The organism is Anaeromyxobacter sp. Fw109-5, assembly GCF_000017505.1.
Lineage (GTDB): Bacteria > Myxococcota > Myxococcia > Myxococcales > Anaeromyxobacteraceae > Anaeromyxobacter.
Map to the genome: position 1 here is coordinate 2,625,447 of NC_009675.1, position 10,148 is coordinate 2,635,594.

Annotated in this window: 7 protein-coding genes and 2 pseudogenes; all 9 read right to left on the reverse strand. The window is 68.9% G+C overall.

Annotation, left to right across the window (positions count from 1 at the left end; genetic code table 11):
- Positions 1–1,647 carry a mucoidy inhibitor MuiA family protein gene (locus tag ANAE109_RS11855; RefSeq protein WP_012097108.1) on the reverse strand — a complete coding sequence of 549 codons (1,647 nt, stop codon included), beginning with the start codon at positions 1,645–1,647 and terminating at the stop codon, positions 1–3.
- Positions 1,648–1,961: 314 nt separating this feature from the next.
- Positions 1,962–2,855 (reverse strand): transposase, encoded by an 894-nt coding sequence (locus ANAE109_RS11860; RefSeq protein ID WP_012097109.1) that lies wholly within the window; start codon positions 2,853–2,855, stop codon positions 1,962–1,964.
- Positions 2,856–3,098: 243 nt separating this feature from the next.
- Positions 3,099–3,611 (reverse strand): hypothetical protein, encoded by a 513-nt coding sequence (locus tag ANAE109_RS11865; protein WP_041448297.1) that lies wholly within the window; start codon positions 3,609–3,611, stop codon positions 3,099–3,101.
- On the reverse strand, positions 3,596–5,788 hold the full coding sequence (locus ANAE109_RS25780) for an RHS repeat domain-containing protein (RefSeq protein WP_012097110.1): 2,193 nt from the start codon (positions 5,786–5,788) through the stop codon (positions 3,596–3,598). The genes ANAE109_RS11865 and ANAE109_RS25780 overlap by 16 nt, the downstream gene beginning before the upstream one ends.
- A gap of 38 nt (positions 5,789–5,826) precedes the next feature.
- A pseudogene (locus ANAE109_RS11875) lies at positions 5,827–6,174 on the reverse strand (transposase); the annotation flags it as partial.
- Positions 6,175–6,298: 124 nt separating this feature from the next.
- Positions 6,299–6,859 (reverse strand): hypothetical protein, encoded by a 561-nt coding sequence (locus ANAE109_RS24860; protein ID WP_143827955.1) that lies wholly within the window; start codon positions 6,857–6,859, stop codon positions 6,299–6,301.
- A gap of 1 nt (position 6,860) precedes the next feature.
- Positions 6,861–8,873 carry an RHS repeat-associated core domain-containing protein gene (locus ANAE109_RS11880; protein ID WP_234945298.1) on the reverse strand — a complete coding sequence of 671 codons (2,013 nt, stop codon included), beginning with the start codon at positions 8,871–8,873 and terminating at the stop codon, positions 6,861–6,863.
- 215 nt (positions 8,874–9,088) lie between these two features.
- A pseudogene (locus ANAE109_RS11885) lies at positions 9,089–9,436 on the reverse strand (transposase); the annotation flags it as partial.
- A gap of 301 nt (positions 9,437–9,737) precedes the next feature.
- Entirely contained in the window at positions 9,738–10,133 is a 396-nt protein-coding gene (locus ANAE109_RS24865; RefSeq protein ID WP_143827956.1) for a hypothetical protein, read from the reverse strand.
- Positions 10,134–10,148: the final 15 nt, after the last annotated feature.

Sequence of the window (10,148 nt, forward strand, 5' to 3'; positions counted from 1 at the left end):
TCACTCCAGCCCGGCGATCGCGAGGCCGCGCGGGTAGCGGACCTCGTAGCGGAGCTCGACCACCTTCGCCTCGTTCGCCGCCAGCGCGAGCTCGTGGATGCGGACGCCGGGGCGCTCGGGGTCCTCCTTCGTCGCGGCCGTCGTGCCGTCGAGCACGGCCACCTTGATCTTCTCGTCTCGGCTGACCGGGACGAGGTCGACGAGCTTCACCGCGGCCTGGGTGGCGTAGCGGTTCTTCACCTCGATGCGGACGCGGTAGCGATACACGTCGTCCTTGGAGACGAGCCCCGCCGTCAGGCGCTTCCGCTCGAGCACCCTGCGCTCCACCTCGATCCGATCGTCCACGCCGAACGCGAGCTCGAGCTCGCCGCCCGGCGGCGTCAGCGCGACCGGCGCCCGCCCGACGAACTCGTCGCCCACGTACACCCCGGCGACGCCGGGCAGGAGCGGGAAGCCCGTGTCGTTCACCGCCTTGGCGGTGAGGAACGTCGCAGCCTCGCGGCGCGGCGCGGCAACGCGCACGAGCTCGGCCTTGAGCGGGAAGCGCTGCAGCGCGATCCGCCTCGCCTGCCCGGCCCCGTCCACCGCCTCCCGTCGCGGCGCGGTGAACGTGGCGGAGAGCAGGCCGTGCTCGACCGTGGCGGCCGCGAGCTGCACGTCGTGGAGCTCCTCGGCGGCGACCTCGTCGCGCTCCTGCACCAGCGCTCCCAGCGCCGCGGCCGGGGCGCTCGCCATCGACTTGCGCGCGTCCTCGTAATGCCGCACCCCGCGCTGCTCGGTCAGGTAGACCGGCTCCAGCTCCGGCACGTACAGGCCGCGCCCGGGCTGCGCCGTGGAGACGGCGAGCGTCACGTCCGCCCAGTCCTCGCCGGTGCGCTGCCAGACGGACCCGAGGAAGATGAGCTCCATCGTCGCGCGCTCCGGCGCGAGCCGCGCGTCCCAGAGCGGCGACCAGCCCGCGGACGCGACCGCGTACGAGACGGCCAGCTCGAGCGCGCCGCCCCGCTCCGCCTCCACCTCGACCGAGATCGCCTTGGTGGTCCGGCCCCGCTTCGCCTGGACCTTCTCGAGGTCCGCGCGGGCCTGCGCGATCCTACGCGCGAGCTCGCGCCGTCCCACCTCCGCCTTCCGCACCGCCGCCGCCGCGTCCGCGAGCTCTCGCTCCACGTGGCCGGCCAGCTCGGCCCACTCGCGCACGGAGACGCCGCGGACGGCGAGGTTCTTCGCCCGTTCCTCGGAGTACGTCGAGCGGAGCGACTCCACGAACTTGGCGCGCGCCTGGGCGGCGCGGGCCGCGTCCTCGAGCGCGCGGTCCTCGTCCTGGAGCCGCTCGATGCGCTCCTCGACCGCGCGCGCCTCCGCCGTGACCGCCTCCTTCGCCGTCATGCGCTCGACGCCCACGCCGAACACGCGCGCCTTCGCGGCGCCCTTCCCTTCCACGCGGATGGAGTCGTCGTCGAGCTCGTCGGGGAGCCCCTCCAGCACCACCCGGGTCGGGCCGTCCGGCAGCTCCACCTTGGCGACGCGCGTCACGCGCGCGGACTGCCGGTAGACCGTGACCGCGTCGATGCGGGACGGGGGTCTCAGGGCGGGTGCCGCGGCGGCGAGGGCGGGGATGGAAAGGATGACGAGGGCAAGCGTGCGCATGCGTGAGGCCTCCTCCTGCCTGGAACGCACGCGTCCGGAAAAGGATCTCCTCGCCTCGACCGAACCCAGAGTAATTCTCGTCGACCGTTCGACAGGGCCCCCTCGGCGACTTCGATCGACCAGACGGATCGTTTCACGCGGCCGCCGCAAGTGCGTCCCGACCATGAATGACGGTGCCGGGCGTGAGATCCAGAGCGGCTCAGCACCCCGCGAGGCGCGACGCCACCTCTCAAGGCATACCTGTGGAAGCTGCCGCTCTGGAGCCCAACGCAGGCCTCGGCTTTACCCGATGTAGGCTGCTGCCACGCAGCTCGTCAACGCAGGTTGCAGCGCGCTCCATGGGCCACGCGCAACCAGTAGGTTCCGGGCGGGAAGAGCACGTCGCGAACGCCTGCTCGAAACAGCCTCCACGCCGCGCGGTAGGCACGCAAGAACTCGACGAGCCGCCCGAGGGCCTCGATCCGCTTCCACTTGTCGCGCGCAGCGATGCGGGGATTGAGCTTGCGCCGCGGCTCGCCCGGCGCCGGGCGGCCGGAGGGATTCTGCGCCAGCACGCGCCTCACCCCGAGCGGCGCAAGGCCTCGCGTCCGCAACGCGTTCGCGGCCTGTTCCTCGCGCTCTGCGACTGCGGCAGCGAGCCGTTCCCTGAAATCCGCCGCCGAGGCGAACCCGGGCGGCGCGGACAGCTCGAGCTCAAGCTTCTCCGGCATGCGGCCCGTGGGCCTGAAGAAGATCGAGGGCCGCTTCGCCACGAGCGCCGGACCGCCGATCCCGGCGGGATCCGACCAGAGCCCCGGCCACTCCCGCCCCCGTCGCACGAGCCCGGCCGCGACGGGATTCACGAGCACGTACGCCGCCTTGTCGAGCACGTCCTCCGGGCTGACGAGCGCGACCGCGCTGTAGCTGCTCGGCGCCCAGAACGCCTCCCACCGTCCCAACGAGGCGTTCAGCGCGCGGGCGACGAGAGAGTCGAGGTACTGCTCGAAGGCGGGCAGCTGCGCGTCGGGATCCGTGACCACGAGATGAAAATGGTTGGAGAGCACGCAGAATGCGTGGACCAGCACGCCGAAGCGCTCGGCGGCCACCGCCAGGACGTAGAGGAAGACCTCGTTCACGACCGCCGACGGCCGGAGCAGGAACTGCCTCTGCGCGCAGCGACGCGTGACGAGATAGGTGGTTCCCGGAAGAACCTGACGAGGCGCGGTCACTCCTGCCCGCCTCGCAGGAGGCGTGCCACCGAGATTCACCGTGCTTCCGCGCCCGCCACTCGGCGAGAGGTCCGCGGACCAGACGGCCGTCCGCGGAAATTACTCTGGGTCGGGGCCTTGAAATTACTCTGGGTCGGGGCCTTCCGCCCGCCACTCGGCGAGAGGTCCGCGGACCAGACGGCCGTCCGCGGAAATTACTCTGGGTCGGGGCCTTTGGGGCCTAGGGTCGGGGCCTTCCGGAAATTACTCTGGGTCGGGGCCTTGGCCTTGGGCCTTCAGATCGCGCGAAGCAGCGAACGGGCGCTCGCGCCCACCAGTCCGAGACCTGAAGTAGTACACCCAGGGCGAACACCGGATGACTCGCTGCACAAACCGCCCGTCGGTCGCAACCCGGTATTGCGCGCTCTCAAGCACATCACCCCTCTTCGAACGCGCCGCTTTCAAAATGGCTGAGTACGAGACCGCATCGGGCGACAGCATCATCTCGGAGGGAGGCAAGCCTTCCCTCCCCTCGTCTCCCTCGACTTCAAGGAAGAGAGCTCTTCGCGCGGCGCTCACGTCCGGCGCCCACATCAAAGCCGAGGCCAGTCGCGCGCCAGCAACCTGCGCAGACTTGCTGCGAACCGCGATTATGAAACCGTCGGCTCGGCACTGGAAGAGCGTCAGCGCGACATGATGCGGCGCGAACCGTAAGTCATCGACGGCGGTGCCGGCGGGAATCCCGACCAACTCGTCCCATCCTACTTCGGCGGCCACTTGAAGATCTCCCCCGTCACTCGGTTGTTCTCCAATGCATCTTTGGCGGCGGCCCGCAGAGCCTCATCTGGAAGCGCCTCGACGGCCTTCCTAACCTCCGGCATCCATGCCTTCAGCTTCTTGGGCGGCAACGACTTCGGGTATCCCTTTCCGCTCGAACGATACTTCGCATCCCAGACAACGATGGACTCCGACTTCGGGTCATACGTGATGAAGTCCGGGCCCTTCTCGGAAACCTTGCCCGGTCCCTGGATGGGCTCATGGCCGCCCTTGAGCGCGGCATTCCAGCCCTTCTCTTCCGCTATCGCGCCGTTCACATGGCGCGGGTTGCCACCAGAGATCCTCGTGGGTCCCCCAGCCCTCGCCTCCATGTTCTTGGGGAATCGCTCGGCCGCAGACAACCCCTCCGCTCCGGCCGCAACCGTCCTGCCGTCCGCGGTCACACCCGCCAGCGCCGGCTTCGGCATCGGGCGAATGTTCTTCAGCCCGCGCCACACGCCAACGCCGGCCTCGCCGAGCGTCATGACCGTGGTGGCTGCGCCGACACCGAACTCGCACGCTCCCGCCGTGCTCTGCATGCTCGCGGGCAGGCCGCTCACGTCGCCGACCGGCAGGACTCCGTTCCCACCGCCCAGGGCGCAACCCATCACGTGAGCGCGCGCCGGTGTCGCCGTCCAGAACTCCCTCGTGTTCTTGGCAACGTCGCTGTTGTAGACGGCGTCGGAAACCGGCCGGGCGTTGCACTTCACGTAACCGGCGAGCCACTGGGGTGAGTGGCTGGAGGCGTTGAACGCTGCGCCGTCGATGTTCCTCCAGTCATCGACTTCACCAGCGGCGCAACCCTGCAGCCAGTTGCCCGCGTCCGCGTTCTGATCGTTGAGCACCGCTTGATACTTCATGTCCTGCTGTGCTCTCGCCGATGTCGATTCTGGTTGCCCAACATCCAACCCGAGCGGGTCCACATACAGCAGCGGGTTCCCCGCCGCGTAGACGAACGTCGCGAGACGTCCGGGTTGCATGAGCCGCTCGTCGCTCGCCTCGAGCGGATCCTCCGACAGGAACCTCCCGACGCTCGGGTCGTACCACCGCTGCTGCGCGTAGCTCAGTCCGACGTCCGCGTCCCAGTGCTGCCCCGCATACGCGAGGCTCGCCTCGGCGGCGCCAGGCGCACCCAGGCCGCGGAACCCGCCCCACGCGTCGTAACGGTACAGCGAGGACGACCCGTCGCTCCGCACCCGCCCGACGATGGTGTCGAGCCCGTCGTGCATGAGCCGCTCGCTGCCGGCCGGCGTCCCGCCCGCTCCGTAAGCGCTCACCCCGACGACGAGCCCGCCCATCCGCTCGTACACGAGGCGCGTGCCGCTCGGCGCCACCTCCTCCACGAGGTCGTCCGCGCCCCACAGGTAACGGCTGTCACCGGTCGGACCGCTCTTCTCGATCCGGCGTCCGGCGAAGTCGTAACGGTACGTGAACGTGTCGACCGTGCCGCCTCCGCCAGCCACGGCCGGGCCGAGCTTGGCCTCGGCGAGCCTCCCGGCGGCGTCCCAGGTGAGCTCCTTCTTGCTCGTGCCACGCGTCTCGACCTTCACGCGTCCGGCGAGGTCCACCGTGTACGCGACCACCGCGACGCCCTGCTCGTCCGTGATGGACTCGAGCCCGCCCCGAGCGTCGTACCCGTACGTCTGCACCGCGCCCGTCGCCACGCCCCACCCGTCCGGGCCCAGGTCGCCCGAGAACGGCGTGACGTGCTTCTCCGCCAGGCGGCTGCCGTCCCCGCCCAGCTGGTACAGCTTCGCCGTGCCGTCCGCGTAGGCGACGCCGGTCAGCCGGTCCGCCCGGTCGTACCCGTACGACGTCAGCTCCGGCACCGTGACCGTCTCGCCCGTGTACTCCTCGCTCGTGCGGTTCCCGCGCTCGTCGTAGCCGTAGCGATACCGCACCAGCGGGGACTCGGAGAGCTCGCAGCTCTCTCCGGCGGCGACGTTCGACACCAGCGTCACGCGTCCGCGATCGTCGTAGCGGCGGCACTCGTGCAGCACGCCGTCCGCGACGTCCAGGAGGCGATCGCCTCCGGCCTCCCAGGTGAGCGTCGTCGACCTCGCGCCGGAGGCGATCGTCTGGAGACGGTCGAACGCCGGGTCGTAGCCGTAGTCGATCGTCCCGGCGGGCGACGTCATGGAGTCGAGCTGGCCGCTCGCGGTCCGCGCGTAAGAGAGTCGAGCACGTCCTCCGGGCTGACGAGCGCGACCGCGCTGTAGCTGCTCGGCGCCCAGAACGCCTCCCACCGTCCCAACGAGGCGTTCAGCGCGCGGGCGACGAGAGAGTCGAGGTACTGCTCGAAGGCGGGCAGCTGCGCGTCGGGATCCGTGACCACGAGATGAAAATGGTTGGAGAGCACGCAGAACGCGTGGACCAGCACGCCGAAGCGCTCGGCGGCGACTGCCAGGACGTAGAGGAAGACCTCGTTCACGACCGCCGACGGCCGGAGCAGGAACTGCCTCTGCGCGCAGCGACGCGTGACGAGATAGGTGGTTCCCGGAAGAACCTGACGAGGCGCGGTCACTCCTGCCCACCTCGCAGGAGGCGTGCCACCGAGATTCACCGTGCTTCCGCGCCCGCCACTCGGCGAGAGGTCCGCGGACCAGACGGCCGTCCGCGGAAATTACTCTGGGTCGGGGCCTCGGAAATTACTCTGGGTCGGGGCCTCGGCCTTTGCGTTGAAGGTCGTAAGCGGCAGGAGCCTTCACGCTGCGCGTGAGCCGCCAACCTCTATCGAGCAACCCACCTGCTTCACGTCCCACGAAGCACGACTTCACTCGTGCGCAGTTTGCGCGGACTGCACGCTCTAGAGAACGGTAGAGGTTCACGGACTGGGCCTCCGCCGAGATGGTCGAAGCCTCCCCGGAGATCATCACGCCTTCCGAATGAATACCGCCCGGCCTCAGCAGAATAGAGCCGGGGTTTGCCATTTGGTCAACCGCATACCTGACCTCCCCGGAGTATTGCGGTATGGCGCGCACCACGATCTCGGTTCCGGCGGGCGCGACGAGATACGCGCGCTCGCGTTGCGCGTCGCCATGAACCGCGACACCCGCCCCTGGGTCTTCGGCCAGACTGTGGACGTCCTCTATCATTGGTTGTTTGTGCGACCCAGCCACGACGTAGTGAACCCGCTGCCTTGACTCAAACTCCTTTAACACATGCAGTAGGTCCTGCCGCGTTAGGAAGAAGAGGATCTGAGTTGCCATCTCATTCCTCCGCAGGTGGCGCGACTCGCTTCAGGGAAACGGGCGCCGGCGCCGATTTCGCCTTCGGAATAAGGAGCAGGTGATCTCCAGGCGTTTGTGCACGTATGCGAGCAGCATTTGCGGACTCACGCTTATCGGGCGTAACGCCATCCGCAAGAGTGTCAACAGTGTTGATCCGCAATGTCCGGCCGTTCTTCTGCGCTGTCACGTCCACCCAGGAGGAGCCCTTTCTCGAAAAGCCCGGACCGGGGAGGTATTCCTCCTTCCCACGCCCGCCACCGCCTGTCACGTCCCAGCCTCGCATTTCGAGTTCAGTGGCGATGTCCGCGTTCTGCTGTCGAGTTCTAGCGGAGCCGAGCCGCCCCGCGCCACCGGTGGTCGACCTGCCTCCCGCCAGGTTGATACGCGGTGACGGAACGGGCAGGTTCGGCGGCTTGATCAAACCGGTGGAACCACTTCCCGGCCTCAAGGCTGCCGCGGCGTACGCCGTGCTCTCGACGTGCCCGACCGTCGCCGTCACGTTGTACTTCGTCTCTTCGCTCACGCCCACCGCGTCCGAGATCGCGTAGGCAGTTGAAGCCGCCGGACCCGCAGTGACGGCGGCCAGAATCTGACCGTTCCTCGCACGCTGTGCTTGGACAGCGTCGACCCTGCTTGCCGGCACGACGAGCGGACCGCGGCTCATGTCCTGCGCGCCGGACGGAAGACTGATCGAGACGGGCCCCTCGCCATACTCAGCAGCGACGTCGATCGCGATGACGTCCTCACCGTCCGCAGCCTGGTCGATACCCCGTCGGTACGCGTTGATGTTCCGAGCGAGGACCTTGGCACCCTGACTGTTACCATCGGAGTCGAACACGTCCCCGACCTTCTGGTACCAGGGCAGCTTGTCCCACGCGGCCTTGCGCCTGAGGTACTCCGCGTACCACTCGGCGTCTCGCGCCTTCTCTGCCTCCGTCATCGCGCGCTCGCCGAGCGGATCGATGAACGCGAGCGGGTTCCCATTCGCGTACGCCCAGGCATGCAGCGAAACCGGGTTCGTCGGATCCCCGAACACCGGATCCTCCGACAGGAACCTCCCGACGCTCGGGTCGTACCACCGCTGCTGCGCGTAGCTCAGTCCGACGTCAGCGTCCCAGTGCTGCCCCGCGTATGCGAGGCTGGCCTCGGCGGCGCCAGGCGCACCCAGGCCGCGGAACCCGCCCCACGCGTCGTAACGGTACAGCGAGGACGACCCGTCGCTCCGCACCCGCCCGACGATGGTGTCGAGCCCGTCGTGCATGAGCCGCTCGCTGCCGGCCGGCGTCCCGCCCGCTCCGTAAGCGCTCACCCCGACGACGAGCCCGCCCATCCGCTCGTACACGAGGCGCGTGCCGCTCGGCGCCACCTCCTCCACGAGGTCGTCCGCGCCCCACAGGTAACGGCTGTCACCGCCCGGACCGCTCTTCTCGATCCGGCGTCCGGCGAAGTCGTAACGGTACGTGAACGTGTCGACCGTGCCGCCTCCGCCAGCCACGGCCGGGCCGAGCTTGGCCTCGGCGAGCCTGCCGGCGGCGTCCCAGGTGAGCTCCTTCCTGCTCGTGCCACGCGTCTCGACCTTCACGCGTCCGGCGAGGTCCACCGTGTACGAGACCACCGCGACGCCCTGCTCGTCCGTGATGGACTCGAGCCCGCCCCGAGCGTCGTACGCGTACGTCTGCACCGCGCCCGTCGCCACCCCCCACCCGTCCGGGCCCAGATCGCCCGAGAACGGCGTGACGTGCTTCTCCGCCAGGCGGCTGCCGTCCCCGCCCAGCTGGTACAGCTTCGCCGTGCCGTCCGCGTAGGCGACGCCGGTCAGCCGGTCCGCCCGGTCGTACCCGTACGACGTCAGCTCCGGCACCGTGACCGTCTCGCCCGTGTACTCCTCGCTCGTGCGGTTCCCGCGCTCGTCGTAGCCGTACCGGTACCGCGCGAGCGGCGACTCGGAGAGCTCGCAGCTCTCTCCGGCGGCCACGTTCGAGACCAGCGTCACGCGTCCGCGATCGTCGTAGCGGCGGCACTCGTGCAGCACACCGTCCGCGACGTCCAGGAGGCGATCGCCTCCGGCCTCCCAGGTGAGCGTCGTCGACCTCGAGCCGGAGGCGATCGTCTGGAGACGGTCGAACGCCGGGTCGTAGCCGTAGTCGATCGTCCCGGCGGGCGACGTCACGGAGTCGAGCTGGCCGCTCGCGGTCCGCGCGTAAGAGAGTCGAGCACGTCCTCCGGGCTGACGAGCGCGACCGCGCTGTAGCTGCTCGGCGCCCAGAACGCCTCCCACCGTCCCAACGAGGCGTTCAGCGCGCGGGCGACGAGAGAGTCGAGGTACTGCTCGAAGGCGGGCAGCTGCGCGTCGGGATCCGTGACCACGAGATGAAAATGGTTGGAGAGCACGCAGAACGCGTGGACCAGCACGCCGAAGCGCTCGGCGGCCACCGCCAGGACGTAGAGGAAGACCTCGTTCACGACCGCCGACGGCCGGAGCAGGAACTGCCGCTGCGCGCAGCGACGCGTGACGAGATAGGTGGTTCCCGGAAGAACCTGACGAGGCGCGGTCACTCCTGCCCGCCTCGCAGGAGGCGTGCCACCAATATTCACCACGCTTCCGCGCGCGCCACCCGGCGAGAGGTCCGCGGACCAGACGACCGTCCGCGGAAACTACTCTGGGTTGGGCCCCCGGGCCCCCGGCCTCCGGGTTTGGGGCCTCGAATTACTCTGGGTCGGGGCCTCGCGAATTACTCTGGGTCGGCGCCTTCCGGGGTTGAGGCCTCGAATTACGCTGGGTCGGGGCCTTGGAAATTACTCTGGGTCGGGGCTTGGGAAATTACTCTGGGCCGGGGCCTTTGCGGTCGGGGCTTGGCTACTTCACGGAATGCAGGAGGATCACCCCAGCCGCGTCTACGATCCTAGGCGACCCGAGACGGAGGTCGCCTCCGTCAAGATCATATGGGGTCAAGATCAGCTTGTTCATCCCCGAGCCCTGCAGGTGCACAGACACGACGCGTTGATTGCCACCAGTCCCACCGCCGGGAGTAGTGCCCATCGAGAACAGGGCAGCGACCGGCACGTCACCTCCCAGCTCTCGATTGCGCAGTTCGGATCGAAGAGCTTCGATCGTGCCGTCCTCCGAGAGGACGCAGGTAGGCTTGCCGCCGGGCGACTCGAGGACCACGAGAAATGGTGGAAAGCTACCCTCCGTGCGGAGCAACGAGTAGGCAAGTTCGTAGCCGGGTCCGAGAAAGCTCTCTGGCGTCATGTCACACTGATGTAA

What these genes read in the sequence shown, in the direction of transcription:
- ANAE109_RS11855 (WP_012097108.1), bottom strand. Translation starts at nt 1,647, where the DNA reads ATGCGCACGCTTGCCCTCGTCATCCTTTCCATCCCCGCCCTCGCCGCC.
- ANAE109_RS25780 (WP_012097110.1), bottom strand. Translation starts at nt 5,788, where the DNA reads ATGACGTCGCCCGCCGGGACGATCGACTACGGCTACGACCCGGCGTTC.
- ANAE109_RS24860 (WP_143827955.1), bottom strand. Translation starts at nt 6,859, where the DNA reads ATGGCAACTCAGATCCTCTTCTTCCTAACGCGGCAGGACCTACTGCAT.
- ANAE109_RS24865 (WP_143827956.1), bottom strand. Translation starts at nt 10,133, where the DNA reads ATGACGCCAGAGAGCTTTCTCGGACCCGGCTACGAACTTGCCTACTCG.